Below are 18078 nucleotides of genomic sequence, written 5' to 3' on the forward strand. Positions count from 1 at the left end.
GCCCGCCTCGGCGAGCCCGGTCAGGCGCTCCCTGACCCGGACGGCCAGCTCGGCCGCGGCCTTGCGGGTGAACGTCAGCCCCAGCACGTTCTCCGTGTCACCGTGGCGGAGACGTCCTGGAGCGGCTGGATCCAGCCGTCCGCCGGCCCCTTGAACGCGACCATGTCCAGGTCGTGCGGATCGATCCTGGCGCTCTGGAACGCCGGGACCTGCTTGGGCAGGTACGGGGCGATGACGGTGAAGATGCCCAGCGGGAGGTGCGCGATCGACTTCGCCAGCTCGTAGATCTCGTCGACCGGGTGCAGCGACTCCAGTACCCGCCCGTTCGAGACGAGGCTGTACAGGCCACCCCGATGGTCGTTCTGGACGACGACGACCGGGCTCAGGTGGTCGACGAGGCCGGCTTTCAGCGCGGCGTAGTTCCGCCGCGTGTCGGCGTTGACCGCACGGATCGCGTCGCGTGCCGGTCGTAGTCCGGCCGCGTCCGACGGGGATGTGCCGGCACGTGCGACGGGCAGGACGTTGCCGCCGAGCAGCGTCGTCGCACCGGCTGCGGTGGCGGTGCCGAGGAACGTTCTGCGTGTGACCACTGTCTGACCTGCCTCTCCAGAGCCGCCGTCCGCCGCAGCGCCGACGAGATCGTCCGCCGACGCCAGGCCCTTCGTCACACCGTCACTCCCACTCCGGCCCGAGGTGTCCTGGATCGGAATGTTGACTTAATGTTTGTGTATGGTAACGGTAAGTAGCGAGTTTCTGGGTTCTCCAGCCCGGGACAAGTGAGTTCCGACAACCGTGGTCATTGCGTCGTAGGCAGGAGAGGGAATGTCCATCCTCAAGGGCGTTACGCCGGTCGTGTCCGCCTCGCGCGCGCTTCGGTTCGCCGCGATGGCGATCGGCGGCCTCGCGCTGCTCATCCCCATGTTCGCCGCCATGCTCGTCCCGGCCGCGACCGGCGCACGCGCCGCGATCGGGATCACCAAGTGCACTGGTTCCCAGACGGTGACCTACACCCCCGGCCTTACCGATCAGCCCCGGGAGGTCACGGTCAGCGGGACAGCCCCTCTGCTCGACTGCGTCTCCACCAGTGATCCCACCATTGTCCAGGCCACGTCGACCTTCTCCGCGACAGGGACGTTCTCCTGCACCTCCGGCACGAGGGCCGGAAGCCGGAAAATCACCTGGAACAACGGCAACACCAGCACGCTGTCCTCCACCTCCACCGTCTCGCTCAACGGCGCCGAAACCGTCGTTCTGATCAAGGGCGTGGTGGTCGACGGCGAGTTCAAGGGAGCGCAGTGGACCGGCACGTTCGCCATGTTCAGCACGAAGCCTCTGGCCTGTCTCACCACGCAGGGGCTCGCCGGCGTCTCCGGCCCGCTCACCCTGAGCATCGGCTCCCTGTGAACCGGCCGGACTTCGGCGGACACCGCGCCCGGGTGAACCAGGGGAACCGACACCGCCGCCGGTGGGTCAGCAGGGCTGGAGGGCGGGCAGGCGGCCCTGGAAGAAGGCGGCCGGTGTGACGCCCATCAGCGTGCGGAACTCGGCCGTCATGTGGGACTGGTCGTAGTAGCCGGTGGCCGTGGCCAGGTCGGCCCAGCGGCCGTCGGCGCGACCGAGGGCCAGGGCCTTGCGGACGCGTTCGATGCGTTCGTAGCGTTTGGGCGACAGGCCGACGGCGTCGGCGAACAGGCCGCGCAGGTGACGTTCGCTGACGGCGAGGTGGCGGGCGAGCGCGGGCAGCGGTTCGCGTCGCGCGCCCGTACGACCGCGCAGCGCCCGGACGGCGGCCTGGACCAGTTCGCGCCTTGCCCCGTCCGTCGAGATCCTGGCCGGCAGCGCCGCCGCCAGGCGCCGGAGCACCAGGCCGTGGTCGCCGCCCGCGCGCCTCAGGGCGGCGATCAGCGGATCGCAGGAGTCGCCCCACAGGTCCCCGAGGCGGACCACCCGGTCCACGACCTCGCTCACCGGGACGCCGAGCAACGCCCTGGTGGCGCCGGGACGCAGCCGCAACCGCAGGCAGAACGGGAGGTCCTTGCCGACGTGGTACGAAGCCCGGGTGCGCGGGCCGATCACGAGCAGGTCGCTGTGCCCGGCGCGGGACGTACGGAAGACCAGGGACGTGCCGGGGTCGGGGAGGTGCACCAGCGGCGGCCGCGCACCCGCCGCGGGATCCTCCGCCCTCAGCACGCTCACCGCCTCGACCAGCGGGCGCAGACCGTCCGGCACGGTCATCGGGACCTCGATGCTCATGACCACACCGTAGCCGCGCCGCAGGCTGCGCACGTGTGCCGAAAGTTCCTATAAAGGCTGGTGGGCGGGGCGGCAGAGTGAGCCGCATGATTGTTGTCACAGGTGCCACGGGCACGGTCGGCGGTGAGGTGGTCCGGCTGCTGGCGGGCCGGGGTGAGCGGGTCCGGGCGATGACGCGGGAACCGTCGAAGGTCAAGGTGTCGCCGGAGGTGGAGGTCGTACGGGGGGATTTCGACGATCCCGGGTCGTTGGCCGCAGCGGTGCGCGGCGCCGACGCCGTGTTCCTGCTCAGTGCCCCCGGCCCGTGGCTCGCCCGGCATGACGAGGCGATGGTCGTGGCGGCGCGGGCCGCGGGAGTGCGGAAGGTGGTGAAGCTGTCGGCGATCGGCACGGGAGAGGAGCACGGCGGCGCCAAGGTCGGGGACTGGCATCGGGCCGGTGAGCGGGCGTTGCGCGCGAGCGAGCTGGACTGGACGGTGTTGCGGCCGTCCAGCTTCGCCTCCAACGCCTTGCGGTGGGTCGCGCAGGTCCGGCTCGGGCGGCCGGTGCCGAACACGACGGGCCGGGGCAGGCAGGGGGTCGTCGATCCGCGGGACGTCGCGGAGGTGGCGGTGCGGGCGCTGACGTCCGACGAGCACGTGCGGTCCGTCCTCACGCTGACCGGGCCCGAACTGCTCAGCGTCCCGGACATGGCCGAGGTGCTGGGGGAGACGCTCGGACGGCCCGTCGAGACGGCGGACGTGCCGCTGGAGGTCTACCGCGCGCAGCTGATCGCCGCCGGGACGGATGCCGAGTTCGCCGACGTCGCGGTCGACGGCTCCCGGCTGGTGGCGCGGGACGGCAACGCCCGGCTCACCCCTGACGTCGAGCGGGTGCTGGGACGTTCACCCCGTACGTTCCGCATCTGGGCGGCCGATCATCTGCGGTGACGCCGGCCGCCGGGTCAGGGCGAGTGTGCCGTCACCTGTTCCAGGCCACCAGGAACTCCGCCAGCGAGATGCGCCCGTCCACGTCCCCGTCGTGCTCGTCCGAGGCGTGAAAGATGGAGTCGAGTTCGGCCGCGGTGACCTCCTCGCCGCGGGCGTTCATGGCGAGCGCGAACTCCTCGCGGGTGATGTAGCCGTCCCGGTCGCGGTCGAACTCCCTGAACGTGGCGGCCGGGTCGTCAAGGTCTGGCATCGGTGACCTCTCCTTCGATGTACGGACAAAGCAACATCGAAGCACAACCCCGAACCCGGGCGAGGGACGACGGGCCGAAAACCCGTGCCGGGTGGTTCCGGCGGGCGCCGGGCGGTCGGCCCGCCCGGCGCCGGGACTCGGGCCCTTTCGGCTGCTACGGGTGTCCCGGCATGTCGGCCAGCTCCCAGACCGGGGTGCCCGAGCACGGCACCAGTTCGAGGACGGCTCCCGTGGCGGTGCTCCGGTCCTTGGCGGCGACGCATCTGGAGTTGCTGAGGGACACGATCTGCTGCCCGTTCCCCGACGGACGCAGCTCGAACCGGTAGTCGCTGAGCAAGGGCGCGCACGAGCCGCGGGTCAGGCTGTTCTCGATCCCCGCCCTCGGGATCCCCACCTTGAGGCACTGCTCTCCGGACGGGTCGGAGATCTGGTAGGTCTTCGTCGCCACGCGGCGGAACAGCAGCCGCTGGTCCGGCCCGCACACCGCCTGGACGACCTGCGTGCCGGAGAAGGACAGGCACTTCTCGGAGTGGCTCGCGACGGCGGTCGAGGTGAAGTCCCGCTCCGTCAGCCCGGACCGCAGCTGGAGGTAGGCGGGCTTCTTGGCCAGCTTCTCGTCCAGCGGGTGGGCCGCGCCCCAGCCGGGAACCCCGGACGGCACCCACGAGTACTTGTCGGTGAGGCTCCACATGGTCAGGGACACGCAGCGGGCGACGGCGAGGCACGCCTCGGCGGCCCGGCGGTAGACCTCGCCCTGGGCGGCCAGCTTGCTCGCGTCCACCGGCAGCTTGAGCCGGACGTCCAGCTCGGTGACGGCCACGTCGACGCCCAGCTCGGCGAACAGCTGCAGGGTGTTCTTGAGCTGCGTCAGCGGCAGCGTGGCGGGCATCGGGTCGGCGATCATGGCGTGGGTCTGGAAGCCGACGCCGTCGATCGGCACTTCCTGGTTCCGCAGGTCGTGTACGAGCTTGTAGAGGCCGTCCCGCTTGCGGTTGTTCCATTCGGCGTTGAAGTCGTTGATGTAGAGCTTGGCCGTGGGGTCGGCGTCGTGGGCCCAGCGGAAGGCGTCGGCGATGTAGCCGGGGCCCAGGCGCTTGAGCCAGATGGACTGCCTGAGGGTGCCGTCCTCGGCGAGGACCTCGTTGACGACGTCCCACACGGCGACCCGGCCGGCGTAACGCTTGACGGTGGTCTGGATGTGCTGCTTGAGCGCGTCGCGCAGTTTCTCGTCGCTGAGTGAGCCGTCGCTGACCCAGGTGGGCAGACCGCCGTGCCAGACGAGGGTGTGACCGCGGACCGTCTGCTTGTTCTCCTCGGCGAAGGAGACGACGGCGTCCGCCTTGGCCCAGGTGTGCACATTCTGTTCGGGCTCAACGTTGACCCACTTCATGGCGTTCTCGGGGGTCACGCTGTTGAACTCGTACTTGAGCTTGTCGCGGTAGCCGTTGTCGGTCTCCAGGGCGCGGTCGTTGACGGCCGCCCCGATGCGCAGGTTCCGGGCCGCCGCCACGGTGCGCAGGGTCTCCTCGGCGGCGGAGGCGGGGACGACGGCCGTCGCCATGACGCCGAGCAGAACGGCGCTCATACCGGCGAGGGACAAGATGGATCTTTTCATCGCTTCTTTCGCAATTGGCTCACGAGCCGGAAGCTCGTCGTAAGTGAGGGGGGCAGGAGGGCCTGCGGGTATCCTGCACGGGCAGGCGCCCTCGCGAGGGGCGGACCATCGTGGGCTCCTGTCCGGTCACGGGCACGACCGGTGAGGGGCTGGTCCCCCCACCAGGCCCATGACACTAGGGCATTCCGCCTCGATTCGCCCTCATTCGGCCTCGCCGCCGCATCCCCAGGTCTCTGCACCGGCGCTCGCGGATCAAAGGGGAAGCGTGAGGGCCGCGGCGCCGGGGGAGCGGCGTCCGTGACGGGTCTCTCAGCGGCTCGCCGGGGTGTCGGCGAGCAGGGGTTCGAGGGCGCCGAGGGCCGCGCCGACGCAGATGTCGCGTAGCTGATCGCGGGTGCAGGTCTCGCGGGTGAGCCAGTCGACGCAGAGGACCTGGACGAAGACCAGCCAGCTCTTCAGGACCCCGGAGACGGCCTCGCGGATGTCGTCGCCGGCGAGCGGAAGGACCGCCAGCAGTCGCGCCCGGAGCGCGTCCAGCTCGTTCGACATGATCGTCTGGATCACCGGGTCGCCCGCGAGCACCCGGTTCGCGGCGAGGACGGCGTTGCGGTTGGCCACGAAGTAGTCGAGATGGACGTCCATGCCCTGCACGAGCTGCTCACGCAGCGAATGGGCGGGATCGAGCCGCGTCTCGGCGAGCAACCGGTCCGCGGCCTGCTGGTAGACGGCGGCGAAGAGGGCCTGCTTGCTCGGGAAGTGCCGGTAGAGCAGCGCCCGTGACACGCCGGCCTGCTCGGCGACCTCTTCCATCAGCACGTCGGCGTAGGGGTGCGCGGCGAAGAGCCGGGCGCCGACGGCCAGGAGCTGGGCGTGGCGCCCGTCAGGGGTGAGTCGCCGGCGTGGAGGCATGGACCAAGTCTAGTTGACACACGTCTACTAGCGCGCCACCGTAGTAGACACATGTCAACTATGGTGGGAGAGATCATGGTCAAGGCGCTGCGTACGCTCGCCCAGCTGATGGGGTGGGCCTGCGTGCTGATCGGCCTGCTCCACGTGGCGCTCGGCAACGCGGCGATCCCCGGCGCCGCTGCCGCGGGGCCGACGATCGACAGCTGGGGCCGGTTCATGGGGGCCGCCTTCGCCGGCTACGGGCTGGCGTGGGTGTGGGCGGCGCGGCAGCGCCCGATCCCGGCCGGGGTGGTGCGGTGGCTGGCCGCCGTCTTCCTGCTGGGCGGCGTGGGGCGGCTGCTCTCGCTCGCCGTGTCCGGCCGGCCGCACGGGTTCCAGATCGTGCTGGCGGTCATCGAACTCGTGCTGCCGCCGGTCTTCTTCTGGCTTGCGGGCGAGGAGGAACGCGCCTGTTCGGCCTGAGCGGCCCGGCCGAGCGGGGTGCGAGCACCGCGACCGGCGGGGTCAGCTCCAGGTCGCCCGCTGGAGAATCGTGCCGAGCCGGCCGTCGCTCCACTGGTCGAAGACGAGGATCTTCGACTTGGGCAGGTGCCAGATCCGCTCCTGGTAGGAGACGCCGGTCCGCCTGGCCGACTGCGTCGTGCAGCCGACGCGCCAGACGCGGTAGGTGGCCTTGTGTCCCGCGCCGACCGGGCGGGTGCCACGGGCGACGAGCTTGCCGGGGAAGTCCTCTATGTAGCGCTTGTCGGGTACGCAGCTCGCGAGCCCGTTGCCCGGGTGGTACGGCTCCTCGGGGTCGTAGGGGTTGCCGTGGCGGGCCAGAGAGATGCCCTCCGGCCCGACGAGGTAGAACCCGCGGCACTCGACGGCGCGCCGGTCGCAGCCGCCGGTCTTGACGTGAATGCCCCACCTGTCTTCTTTTCCGACCTTCCACGTCGCAGGGATCTGGAGCGTCATGCCGCGGAAGGTCAGCGGCTTGGTCGCCGCGCTCTGCGCGGGCGCGCCGGTGAACAGGAGGGAGGCGGTCACAACCAGGGTCGTCAGCATGATCGCGAGGCTAGGGAAGCCCGCTTGTGGCTCGGCTGCAACGCACTTGGAGCCCGCTCGAACCGCCTGCTCGAACCGCCTGCTCGAACCGCCCGCTCGAACCGCCCGCGACCTCGGCCCGTGACGGCTAGTCGCGGCCGCTGCCGCGGTAGAGGTCCAGCTCGCCGTCGAGTTCCAGGGCGAGCACCGTGGCGTGCGGGTCGATCGCGTGCGCGGGTGGCGCGTCGATCCACAGGATGCCGGGCACGCCGTTGAGCTCTCCGGTGATCGAGTGCCCGAGCTCGCAGTCGGCGCCGACCACCCTGGCGCGCAGGACGGCGTTGCGCAGCCCGCGCACCGTCACCGTGTCGCGGGGCGGGTCGAAGCAGGTCAGGTACAGGGTCCTGCGGTCGGCGGACAGCGTGCTCGGGCCGTAGTGGTGGCCCGCCGGCAGCCCGGCGGTCGTGCCGTACACCGCCTCGGCGTGCCGGTCGATCCAGGCGCCGAGGCCCTTCAGGCGGTCGGCCTGTTCGGGCAGGATGCGGCCGTCGGCGGTGGGACCGACGTCGAGCAGGAGGTTGCCGCCCGCGCCGATGGTCTCGGCGAAGTAGCGGACCAGGTGGCCCACGGGCTTGTGGTTGGTGTCGTGCGGGCGGAAACCCCAGTTGTCGTTGATGGTGAGGCACAGCTCCCACGGGCCGTCGGGCGGCGTGATGGGGACGCCCTGTTCCGGCGTCGCGTAGTCGCCGCGCGAGAGCATGCGCGCGTTGAGCACGGTCCGCGGCCGTACGGCGAGGATGCGGTCGGCGAGGGCGTCGATGCCCCACTGCTCCTCCGAGCGTTCCCATTCACCGTCGAACCACAGCAGGTCGGGCCGGTACCGCTCGACGAGCTCGTCGACCTGGCCGTCGCGGTAGGCCAGGTAGCGGGCCCACGCGGCCGGGTCCTCCCGCCCCTCCGGCGGAGTCACGTAGGGGCTCGGGTGGGCCTGCGGGCCGACGACGCTGGGGTAGTCGGGGTGGTTCCAGTCGGAGTGCGAGTAGTACAGCCCGACCTTCAGCCCGCGCTCGCGCAGCGCGTCCGCGAAGGGGCCGACCAGGTCGCGTCCCGCCGGGGACGCGGTGACGTTCAGCTCGCCGTACGCGCTGTCCCACAGCGCGAAGCCGTCGTGGTGCCGGGTGGTGAGCACGGCGTACCGGGCTCCGGCCTGGGCGAACAGCTCCGCCCATGCCGCGGGGTCATAACCGTCGGCGGTGAATCCGTCGAGCTGGGCCAGGTAGGCCTCACGGGAGATGTCGCCGTAGTAGAACGACCAGGACTCGGCCACTCCCTCGACGGCGTAGAGGCCGTAGTGGACGAAGATGCCGAGCTTGGCGTCGGTGAACCAGGGTTGCATGGGCACGGGGGGATCCTTCTTCGGTTCTTACCATTTCCAGGGCGGCGTCGAGGCGCTGGAGAGCGTCTTGCCGCCCAGGGCCGAGGCGTAGAGCTGTTCCATGACGGAGGTGGCGGCCAGGCCGCCCGCGCCGGTGATCGACGCGCGCTCCTTCAACGCGGAGGGGACGATCGGGGGCGCGGGCCGTACGGTGCACAGCCTCTCGACGTGACGGCGCAGCGGGTCGAGAAAGGTGTCGCCCGCCTGGACGTTGCCGCCGCCGACCACCACGATCTCGGGGTCGACGGTGAGCACCAGCGCGGCGATGCCGATCGCGATGACGTCGGCGAACCGGTCGACGGCGGCCACGGCGAGCGGGTCGCCCGCGGTGGCGGCGTCGAACACGCCCTCCCGGCTGACCCGGCGGCCGTCGGTGAGCTCGACGTCGTGCAGGTGCTGCTGGGCATGCTCCCAGCCCATCTGCGGCAGTGCGCCGATCTCGCCGGCGGCGCCGTTCGCGCCCCGCACGACGGCGTTGTTCAGGACGACCCCCGCCCCGGTGCGGTTGCCGGAGTGCACGTAGACCATCGAAGCGGCCTCGGCGGCGCTGCCCTTCCACGCCTCGGCGAAGGCGGCGAGGTTCGAGTCGTTCTCGACGGCGATGGGGCACTCGAAGGACGACGCGAAGGCGGTGCGCACGTTGAGCCCCTCCCAGTCGTCGAGACCGCGCGTGACGACGTCCTGGTAGACCACGGCGGGCACGGACACCCCCATCGCCCACACGTCGGCGCGCCCGCGGCCCTGCGAGGCGAGGAGCTGGTCGACCACCTCGACGGCGTCGGCCAGGACGGCCTCGGGCGGGTCCGCGACGGAGACGGTGATCGAGCGGGTGGCCAGGACCTCGCCGTTCAGGTCGGCGAGCTCGGCGCGGGTGGTGTGCTGGCCGATGTCGATGCCGGCCACGACGGCCGCGCCCGCGTTGAACCGGTAGCGGTTGGCCGGCCGCCCGGCTCCGGTGGGGGAGAGGGGCTCGACGCTCGTCACCCAGCCGAGGGCCACGAGGTCGCCCACCACCGTGTCGGCCGCGGTCTTCGACAGCCCGACGACCTGGGCGATCGCCGGGATGGTGAGAGGCTCCAGGCGGATCGCCTCGATCACCGCCAGCGAATTGATGCGGCGCAGGCGCGACTGGCCCACGGGCTGGCGCAGCAGGCTCGCTTCACGTCCGATCAGCACTCACGTGGCCCTTTCGTTTCCTGAGACGTCTTCCATTAAAACACAAAGTGTATTTATTATTGCCAACCGTGCCTCCCAGCAAGAAGGGACCCTCCATGCGTAATCGCGCCATAGCCGTCGCCACCTGCGCCTCCGCCGTGCTCGCCCTCGGCGCGTGCGGCCAGAAGCTCCAGGACGCCGGCCCGTCGGCCTCCGCCGGCGCCGCGCCCGCGAGCCTCCTCTATTGGGGCAAGTGGGCGAAGGGCACCCCGCAGGCGAACCTGTTCGAGAGCGTCATCGCCGACTACACCCGGCAGACCGGCGTCAAGATCGATGTTCAGTGGCTCGCGCAGGGCCAGGAGCAGCAGGTCAAGAACGCTGTCGCCACCGGCGCCGGTCCCGACTTCTTCGACACCGCCATCGACCACACCGCCGAGTTCCGCGCCGCCGGCGTGCTCGGCGACATGGGCCCGATCTTCAAGACCAAGATCCCGGGCGAGGACAGGACCATCGAGGAGGTCCTGCCGAAGAGCGTGCTCAAGGCCATCAGCGACGACAAGGGGTACGGCTTCGTCCCGCACAGCGTCTTCTCCATCGGCCTGTGGTACGACTCCGCCAAGTATCCCGACTTCGCCCCCAAGTCGTTCGACGAGTTGCTGGAGATCGCCAAGAAGGAGAAGGCGTCCGGCCGCGCGCCGATCGCGCTCGACGGCTCGGTCAACGCCTACAACTCCTTCTGGATCCACCAGATGCTGCTGTCCACCGCCGGCCCCGGCATCCTGCTGAAGCTCGCCGCCGACCCGGCCGCCTGGGACCTGCCCGAGGTGAAGCGGGCGGCCAAGGCGCTGGAGTCGCTGGTGAAGGCCGATCTGTTCGAGCCCGACTACATGGCCACCAAGTTCCCGGCCGCGCAGAACGCCTGGGCGGGCGGCAAGCACAGCTTCATCCTGAACGGCTCCTGGCTCGGCAGCGAGACCGCCTCGCTGCGCGCCGCCGCGGTCAAGCCCCGCATCATCGCCTTCCCGCCGGTCGACCCCGCCAAGGGCGCGGTCGCCACGGTCGGCGCGCTCGGCTGGGGCGTGAACGCCAAGTCGAAGAACCAGAAGGCGGTCGCCGACTTCCTGGCCTTCGCCATGCAGAAGAAGTACATCGACCGCATCGGCACCGACGCGGCCAACATCCCCTCGCGCGCCGACTCGCCAGCCCCGGTGGAGCTCCAGCAGCTGCAGGCGTCCATCCGCGATGCGGAGCAGGTCACGCTCGACGGCGACGGCGTCTCGACCGTGCAGCCCAAGTGGCTGGCCGACGTCTTCCTCCCCCTCGACGACAAGTTCGTCGCCGGCAAGCTCAGCGCCGAGGAGTTCCTGGCCGAGGGCAAGGCGAAGACCGCCGCCATGAACGGATGACCGTGACCGTGTCCGACACCGCCCTGCGGGCTCCGTCCGCGGGCAGGCGGGCGAAGGCGCCCCGCGGCGCGCTCCAGGGCGAGCGCCGCCGGCTGTACCTGCCGATGCTGCTTCCCGCACTGATCGCCTACCTGGTCTTCTTCGTGCTGCCGTCGTTGTTCGGCGTCGTGCTCAGCTTCGCCGAGTGGTCAGGGCTGGGGACCGAGCTCTCCTGGGTCGGCTTCGCCAACTACGTGTCGATGGCCGGGAGCGAGCTGTTCCGTGCCTCGTTCGTGCAGACGCTGATCCTGACGCTGGTCGTGGGCCTGGCGCTGTTCCTCATCGCCGGCGCCTCCATGATCGTATTGCGTGCGGCGCGCGGCAGCGCGTTCATCCGGGCGGCCGTCTTCCTGCCGTTCATGATCTCGCCCATCGCCGTGGGCCTCGCCGTCTCGTTCCTCTTCAACCCGGACGGACTGATCAACGCCATGCTGGGGGCCCTCGGCCTGTCCGAGCTGCGCCAGCCCTGGCTGGCCCCCGAGCTGATCTTCAACGTGATCATGGCCGGAGTGGTCTGGAGCGCGGCCGGCTTCTACGTCGTGCTGGTGATGTCCGCGGTCGACGGCATCCCGCCGAGCTACTACGAGGTGGCCAGGATCGAGGGCGCGAGCGAGCTCCAGCAGTTCCGCCACGTCACGCTCCCGCTGACCAGGGACATGCTGGCCATCGCCGCCTCGCTCTGGGCGATCGCCGGCATCAAGACCTTCGAGATCGTCATCGCCTTCGTCGGCACGGCGGGCACCCCGCCCCCCGAGGCCAGGACCCTCGCCGTCGAGCAGTACCTCCGGGTCACCGGCGGCCGTGAGGGCGGACTGGCCCAGCTCGGCGAGGCCGCGGCGATCGGGATCGTGATGACGGTGATCACCGCCGTCCTGATCGTGCTGTCACGCAGGATCCAGCGGCGCGAACGACTGGAGCTGGCATGATCCGCGCCGGGCTCGCCCTGATCAGGGCCCTGATCTGGGCCTGGGTGCTGTTCAACGTCGGCATGGTGGTCTGGGTCCTGCTGAACTCGCTGAAGAGCTCGCGGGAGATCTTCGACAACCCGGCCGGCCTGCCCGCCACCTGGATGTGGGAGAACTTCGCCACCGCGTGGTCGGACTCCGGGCTCGGAGCCGCCGCGATCAACTCGGTGGTCCTCACGCTCGTGTCCGTCGTGCTCATCATGGCGCTGTCCATCCCCGCCGCCTACGCGGTGGCACGGCTGGGCGGCCGCTCCAGCGGTCCTGTCGCGACCTTCTTCGCGGTGGGCATGAGCATCCCGTTCCAGGCGTTCGCCGTCCCCATGGTCCTCATCGGGGCGGGGCTGTCCCGGTTCATGATCGACTGGGTCACCGGCGTCTGGGACACGCGGATCACCGTCACGCTCTTCTACGTCGTGCTCAGCCTGCCGTTCAGCATCTTCGTGCTCATCGGCTACTTCCGCTCGCTGCCCGGCGACGTGGAGGAGGCGGCCGCCCTCGACGGCGCGTCGCCGTTCCGGACCTTCCTGCAGATCATGGTGCCGCTGGCCAAGCCCGGCATCACGACCGTGGCCGTGCTGAACGCGCTGAGCCTGTGGAACGAGACCGTGATCGTGCTGATGCTCGTCCCCGAGCAGAGCGCGCAGACCCTCAACGTCGCCCTGCTCAACTTCTACTCCAACATGCAATACACCTCGAACTGGGGTGGGCTCTTCGCCGGCGTCGTCATCGTGGTGCTCCCGATGATCGCGACCTATCTCTGGTTCGGCCGCCGCATCGTCAACGGCATGACGCAAGGCATCGGCAAATGACGCATCGGCACCTGACAAGGAACGGATCTCCCATGCACGCAACGGTCGGACTCATCGGCGCCGGAGGCATCGCCAACGCGCACCTCCCGGCCTGGCTCGACCTCGGCCACGACGTCGTCGTCCACTCGATCGCCGACGACGCCGAGGCGCTGACCCGGCGCCACGGGGGCGGCCGGATCGTCCCCAGCCTGGACGCCCTGTTCGAGGCGGCGGACGTCGTCGACATCTGCACGCCGACCCACACCCACTACGAACTGGCGCTCGCCGCGCTCGGTCACGGCCTGCCGACGATCTGCGAGAAGCCGCTGACCCGTACGCTCCCCGAGGCGGAGGACCTGGTCGCCCGCTTCGCCGACGCCGGGGTCCCGCTGTTCCCCGCGCACGTCGTACGCTATTTCGCCGAGTACGCCGAACTGCACCGGGCCGTCACCCGCGGCGACATCGGCAGCGTCGCCGTGCAGCGGCACACCCGCCAGGGCCGCAGCCCGGCCGGCGGCTGGTTCCTGGACGAGGCGCTCTCCGGCGGCGTGCTGCTCGACCTCATGATCCACGACATCGACATGGCGCGCTGGATCGGGGGAGAGGTCGAGCGCGTCTTCGCCCGCACCCACGCGGTCGGCGGCAGCCAGAGCACCCAGGCGTTCCTCACGCACGCCAACGGCTCGATCTCCGTGCTGACGGCGACCTGGACCACCGCGCCGATCGAGTTCAGGACGCTGTTCGAGGTGGCCGGTTCGCACGGGCTGCTGCACGCCGACTCCGACGAGCGCCGCCCCTACCGCTACCAGGGCGACGCCGTGCCCGCGCCCGACATCCTGCCCGACTTCTCCCCGCTGACCAGCCCCTACCGGGCCGAGATCGAGGACTTCGTCCGCTCGGTCGCCACCGGTGTCCCGCCCCGCGTCACCGCGCTGGACGGCCTGGCCGCCATGCGCATCGCCGACGCCGTCGCCCGCTCGGCCGCCGAAGGCCGGCCGGTCGACCTCAAGCCCCTGGAAGCCGCATGAAGATCGCCCTGCTCTCCTTCGCCCACCTGCACGCCGCCGAGTACGCCGCCGCGCTCCTGCGTTGCGACGACGTGGAGATCGGCGCCTACGCCGACGGCTACGACGGCGTCCCGGACGGCGTCACGGCCTTCGAGACCGAGGACGAACTGTGGGCCTGGCGGCCCGACGGCGTGGTGATCTGCGCCGAGAACACGCGTCACCGGGAGTTCGCGCTGCGCGCCGCCGCCGAGGGCGTGCACGCGCTCTGCGAGAAGCCGCTCGCCACCTCGCTCGCCGACGCCACCGCGATGCTGGCGGCCGCCCGCGCCGCGGGCACCGTCCTCATGACCGCCTTCCCCGTCCGCTTCGCGCCGGCCTACGCCGACCTCCGGGCCGCGGTACGGCGGGGCGACCTCGGCCGGATCGTGTCGATCGCGGCCACCAACTGCGGCGGCGTCCCCACCAGCCGGGACTGGTTCACCGATCCGGCCAGCAGCGGCGGCGGCGCCCTGACCGACCACGTCGTGCACGTCGCCGACCTGCTCGCCGACCTGCTGGACGACGACCCGGTCGAGGTCTACGCGATCGCCAACTCCATCCCCAACCCGGGCAAGGCCGTCGAGACCGCCGGGCTGGTCTCCCTGCGCTACCGCGACGGGGTCATCGCCTCCATCGACTGCTCCTGGTCGCGCCCGCCCGGCCGTCCCAACACCGGCGACCTGGTCACCCTCACCGTGATCGGCACCGAGGGCGTGGCCGACATCGCGCCCTTCTCCGGGGTCCTCACCGGGTGGAACGGCGGCCCGCTCGCCCACGGGTACGGCGCGCCGCTCGACGACCTGCTCATCCGCGCCTTCCTCGACGCCGTCCGCGACGGCGAGGCCCGCCAGCCCGACGCCAGGGCGGGCCACCGGACCGTCGCCCTCGTCGAGGCGGCCTACCGCTCCCTGCACGACGCCGCCCCCGTCCCCCTGGAGATCTGATGATCCGCCATGCCCTCGGCGCCGCCACGATGACCGCCGCCTTACTGGTGCTGCCCGCGCCCGCCGCCTCCGCCGCCGAACCGGCCGCCGGCCGCACGACGGTGACCTTCTCCGACACCCACGAGATCCTGCACGGCAACCCGTACACCGGCACCGCGTTCGACGTGAACACGCACCGGACGCCGGGCACGCCCGGCTACACCTTCACCAACGACCCGGGCATCACCGACTTCATCGAAGGCAGGAAGAAGATCCCCGCCGACGCCGACGTGGTGCGGCTCCAGCTCGCCTGGGCCGACTTCGAGCCCGACGACGGCGTCTTCGTCTGGGACCGCCTCGACGCGTTCATGAAGCGGGTGAACGAGCAGGGCAAGACGGTCGAGTTCCAGCTGCTCATGTCGGAGGCGCCCGACATCGTCAACGACCCGGGCGTGTTCCCGTACGAGTACCCGCCCGCCTGGCTGTTCGACAAGGCCGGGGTGCCCTTCCGGATGGCGCCGTACAACAACTACTTCTCCAAGCAGCCGATCTACTACCACCCGATCTACCTGGACCGGCTCAAGCGCGCGGTGGACGCCTTCGCCGGCCGCTACGACGGCGACCCGGGCGTGGCGTGGGTGGACCTGCGCGCCTTCTCCCTGTTCGGCGAGTGGTCGGGCTGGAACGACGCGATGAACTTCCCGTGGCCCGACAACGCCACCCGCGTCGCGACGCTCCAGGCGATCCTCAAGATCTACGACGACGCGTTCGACAAGTCGATGGTCATGATGCAGAACGCCGGCGCGGAGGTGAACAAGAACGACCCCGACGCCGACACCCAGGCCAAGCGGTTCAGCGTGTTCGGCTACGAGAAGGCGGCCACGTTCGAGAACTGGGGCGTGCGGTCCGACACGGTCAACGCCGGCTTCGTCTGGCACAACTACGGCGACACCGCGCAGGCCCCGTACGTCAACCGCAGGCTCCGCCGCGACATGATCCAGGTGTCCGAGGGCTCCAACTGGGACAACCCCACGATCATGCTGAACAACCCCCGGCTGTTCGTGAAGAACTCGCTGGAGGGCTACCACTCCAACCTCCAGGGCATCAACAACACCGGCTTCGCGAACTGGCAGCCGATGAAGGACGCCTACGGCGAGTGGTTCGAGACGCTGGCGCGGTTCACCGGCTACCGCTTCCTCATGCCCACCGCGACCTACGACACCGAGGTCAAGCCCGGTGGCGAGTTCCGCATCTCGCACACCTGGACCAACAACGCGGTCGGCTTCAGCCCCCGGCGCTACCCGGTCGAGGTGCGCTTCACCGACAGGTCCACCGGCGACGTCGTGTGGCGCGGCACCGACGCGACCCTCGACCAGACCAAGCTCTTCAAGGGCGACGTCCGCCAGATCAACTCGGCCTTCACGCTCCCGTCGGACCTGCCCGCGGGCTCCTACGACGTGGCCGTCGCCATGCTCGGCGCGGACGGCAAGCCGCGGATCGAGCTGGCGATGCCGGGCGGCAAGGACAAGGTCTACCCGATCGGCGGCGTCCGGGTCGCCGCGGGAGCCGTGCCGGCCGGGCGGCCGACGACCCCGCTGACGCAGTTCACCATCCAGAACGAGGACTACACCGCGGCCAACGGCGCCTACGGCGTCGAGACCCCGCCCGAGGGCGGCCTCGGCGCGCTCTACATGGACGCGGCCGGCGAGTCCGCCGAGTACGACAACGTCGACGTGCCCGCCACCGGCACCTACCGGGTGGAGTTCCGGGCCTCCTCCGAGGAGGCCAACCACCTGAAGGTCGAGGTCGACGGCAAGGAGGTGACCACCGTCAAGGTGCCGGACTCCGGCGGCTACAACACCTACAGAACCTTCGAACGGCGGATCCCGCTCACCGAGGGCCGGCACACGATCAAGCTCACCCGGCCCGACGGGCGCTGGTTCTTCCTCAACTGGATGCGGTTCACCCTGGAACGGCCCGAGTCGATCACCCTCCAGGCCGAGTCGGCGACCGGGCAGCAGGGCACCCAGAACACCGACCTCGCCGACAGCGACGACGGCACCCCCGGCGTCACCTCCATCGACACCGGCGACTGGTCGCGCTTCGACGACGTCAGCGTCCCCGCCGACGGCAAGTACCTGCTGCAGCTTCGCTACTCGACCGTCAACGACAAGCCGCTGAAGTTCCGCGTCGAGGTCGACGGCGCCGACGCCACGGGACCGCTGAGCCTGCGCCCCACCGCGGGCATGCTCAGCCCGCGGACCGAGGACTTCGTCCTGCCGCTGACCGCGGGCGAGCACTCGGTCAAGGTCGTCTGGATCGAGGCGAGCTCCGGCATCGTCTGGAACTGGCTGCGGCTCGACCTGCAGGGCACGTCCGAGCAGACCGTCGAGGCCGAGCGCTGGACCATGCAGTGGAACACCGACCAGGAGTGGAACTGGAAGGGCCCCGACACCGGCGTCGTCACCAAGGACGGCGTCGTCGGCGGCATCGACCCGAACGACTACCTGCGCTACGAGAACGTGTTCGTCCCGAACACCGGCATGTACAAGGTGACCTTCAAGGGCTCGGCCGCCCAGGACACCACGTTCAGGTTCGAGGTGGACGGCGACCGCAACACGGTGTTCGTCCCCAAGTCCGACGACGCGAACGTGACCACCTGGATCAAGATGTCCGCCGGCCTGCACACCCTCCGGATCGTGAGCGAGGGCAGCGGGCTGGCACTCGACAAGTTCACCCTCACCGCCTCCACCGCCGCGATCAAGGCACTCGACGTCACGGGCGCCGGCACCCTCAAGGTCGGCGAGCCCGCCCGGCTGTCCGTCGCGACGGTCGGCGCGGACGGCACCCGCACCCCGGTCACCGAGGGCGTCACCTTCAAGAGCTCCGACCCGTCGATCGCCACCGTGGACGCGGACGGCCTCGTCACCCCCCGCACCTGGGGCAGCGCCACGATCACCGCGATCCACGACGGATTCTCCGGCGAGCACAAGATCACCGTCACCGACCCGAAGGTGGTGCTCACCTACGTCAACGACACCGACAAGCGCATCGTCTACCCCGACGACGACTTCACCTACAGCCCCGACCGCGGGCTGGGCGACCACGGCGACGACGTCCACGCCGGCTGGCGCGCCGGGCAGGCGGTCGAGTTCACCTTCACCGGCACCGGCATCAGCCTGCTGTCCGAACGCTACTCCGACATGAGCACCATCGACATCTACGTCGACGGCCAGCTCAAGGCCACGGTCGACTGCGACTCCCCGGTACGGCTGACCGCCCAGCGGGTGTTCCAGCTCACCGGGCTGCCGATGGGCGATCACACCATCAAGGTCGTCA

The 18078-nt window shown here is 70.4% G+C and carries 17 protein-coding genes; 9 read left to right on the forward strand and 8 right to left on the reverse strand.

All coding sequences use genetic code 11. The annotated features are described in order from the left end of the window. Positions 1-74 precede the first annotated feature (74 nt). Positions 75-668: a twin-arginine translocation signal domain-containing protein gene (locus ACWCSD_RS27485; RefSeq protein WP_449919026.1), complete on the reverse strand. Its 594-nt coding sequence runs from the start codon at positions 666-668 to the stop codon at positions 75-77. Between the two features lie 154 nt (positions 669-822). On the opposite strand from ACWCSD_RS27485, the gene ACWCSD_RS27490 reads away from it, so the two are divergent. Then, positions 823-1404, forward strand: a complete 582-nt coding sequence (locus tag ACWCSD_RS27490) for a hypothetical protein (RefSeq protein ID WP_397159622.1) — start codon at positions 823-825, stop codon at positions 1402-1404. A gap of 66 nt (positions 1405-1470) precedes the next feature. On the opposite strand, the gene ACWCSD_RS27495 is transcribed toward ACWCSD_RS27490, so the two are convergent. After that, positions 1471-2253 (reverse strand): helix-turn-helix domain-containing protein, encoded by a 783-nt coding sequence (locus tag ACWCSD_RS27495; protein WP_397159624.1) that lies wholly within the window; start codon positions 2251-2253, stop codon positions 1471-1473. An 86-nt stretch (positions 2254-2339) separates the two neighbouring features. On the opposite strand from ACWCSD_RS27495, the gene ACWCSD_RS27500 reads away from it, so the two are divergent. After that, positions 2340-3182 carry an NAD(P)H-binding protein gene (locus ACWCSD_RS27500; protein WP_397159626.1) on the forward strand — a complete coding sequence of 281 codons (843 nt, stop codon included), beginning with the start codon at positions 2340-2342 and terminating at the stop codon, positions 3180-3182. A gap of 31 nt (positions 3183-3213) precedes the next feature. On the opposite strand, the gene ACWCSD_RS27505 is transcribed toward ACWCSD_RS27500, so the two are convergent. The 3 genes from ACWCSD_RS27505 to ACWCSD_RS27515 all read right to left on the reverse strand — a co-directional run bounded on the left by ACWCSD_RS27505 (position 3214) and on the right by ACWCSD_RS27515 (position 5956). After that, complete coding sequence (locus ACWCSD_RS27505; RefSeq protein ID WP_358298026.1) at positions 3214-3432, reverse strand: EF-hand domain-containing protein; 219 nt, start codon at positions 3430-3432, stop codon at positions 3214-3216. 154 nt (positions 3433-3586) lie between these two features. After that, on the reverse strand, positions 3587-5017 hold the full coding sequence (locus ACWCSD_RS27510; protein WP_449919031.1) for an endo-1,4-beta-xylanase: 1431 nt from the start codon (positions 5015-5017) through the stop codon (positions 3587-3589). A 339-nt stretch (positions 5018-5356) separates the two neighbouring features. Next, complete coding sequence (locus tag ACWCSD_RS27515; RefSeq protein WP_449919034.1) at positions 5357-5956, reverse strand: TetR/AcrR family transcriptional regulator; 600 nt, start codon at positions 5954-5956, stop codon at positions 5357-5359. Positions 5957-6007: 51 nt separating this feature from the next. Between ACWCSD_RS27515 and ACWCSD_RS27520 the strand changes: the two genes are divergently transcribed. Then, a complete protein-coding gene (locus tag ACWCSD_RS27520) occupies positions 6008-6418 on the forward strand; it encodes a DUF4345 domain-containing protein (RefSeq protein ID WP_449919036.1) in 411 nt (136 codons plus the stop codon). Between the two features lie 42 nt (positions 6419-6460). On the opposite strand, the gene ACWCSD_RS27525 is transcribed toward ACWCSD_RS27520, so the two are convergent. The 3 genes from ACWCSD_RS27525 to ACWCSD_RS27535 form a co-directional block, all read right to left on the reverse strand. After that, on the reverse strand, positions 6461-7003 hold the full coding sequence (locus ACWCSD_RS27525; RefSeq protein WP_449919039.1) for a hypothetical protein: 543 nt from the start codon (positions 7001-7003) through the stop codon (positions 6461-6463). A 127-nt stretch (positions 7004-7130) separates the two neighbouring features. After that, positions 7131-8378: an alpha-L-fucosidase gene (locus ACWCSD_RS27530; RefSeq protein ID WP_449919051.1), complete on the reverse strand. Its 1248-nt coding sequence runs from the start codon at positions 8376-8378 to the stop codon at positions 7131-7133. Positions 8379-8405: 27 nt separating this feature from the next. After that, a complete protein-coding gene (locus tag ACWCSD_RS27535) occupies positions 8406-9593 on the reverse strand; it encodes an ROK family protein (RefSeq protein WP_449919042.1) in 1188 nt (395 codons plus the stop codon). A 95-nt stretch (positions 9594-9688) separates the two neighbouring features. Between ACWCSD_RS27535 and ACWCSD_RS27540 the strand changes: the two genes are divergently transcribed. From ACWCSD_RS27540 to ACWCSD_RS27565, 6 genes are all read left to right on the forward strand, one after another. Then, the gene (locus ACWCSD_RS27540) at positions 9689-10978 is read left to right on the forward strand and encodes a sugar ABC transporter substrate-binding protein (protein WP_397159638.1); all 1290 of its coding nucleotides are present in this window, start codon (positions 9689-9691) and stop codon (positions 10976-10978) included. Then, positions 10975-11943, forward strand: a complete 969-nt coding sequence (locus ACWCSD_RS27545; protein WP_397159640.1) for a carbohydrate ABC transporter permease — start codon at positions 10975-10977, stop codon at positions 11941-11943. The genes ACWCSD_RS27540 and ACWCSD_RS27545 overlap by 4 nt, the downstream gene beginning before the upstream one ends. Next, positions 11940-12791: a carbohydrate ABC transporter permease gene (locus tag ACWCSD_RS27550; RefSeq protein WP_397159642.1), complete on the forward strand. Its 852-nt coding sequence runs from the start codon at positions 11940-11942 to the stop codon at positions 12789-12791. Before ACWCSD_RS27545 ends, ACWCSD_RS27550 begins: the two co-directional genes overlap by 4 nt. Next, positions 12788-13798, forward strand: coding sequence for a Gfo/Idh/MocA family protein (locus ACWCSD_RS27555; RefSeq protein ID WP_387675944.1), 1011 nt, complete (start codon positions 12788-12790; stop codon positions 13796-13798). Before ACWCSD_RS27550 ends, ACWCSD_RS27555 begins: the two co-directional genes overlap by 4 nt. Next, positions 13795-14760 (forward strand): Gfo/Idh/MocA family protein, encoded by a 966-nt coding sequence (locus ACWCSD_RS27560; protein WP_397159646.1) that lies wholly within the window; start codon positions 13795-13797, stop codon positions 14758-14760. Before ACWCSD_RS27555 ends, ACWCSD_RS27560 begins: the two co-directional genes overlap by 4 nt. Continuing rightward, positions 14760-18078, forward strand: a 3319-nt coding sequence (locus ACWCSD_RS27565; protein ID WP_449919048.1) for a carbohydrate-binding protein, incomplete at its 3' end; no start/stop codon positions are given. The genes ACWCSD_RS27560 and ACWCSD_RS27565, both read left to right, overlap by 1 nt.

Source organism: Nonomuraea sp. NPDC001684 (genome assembly GCF_053596515.1).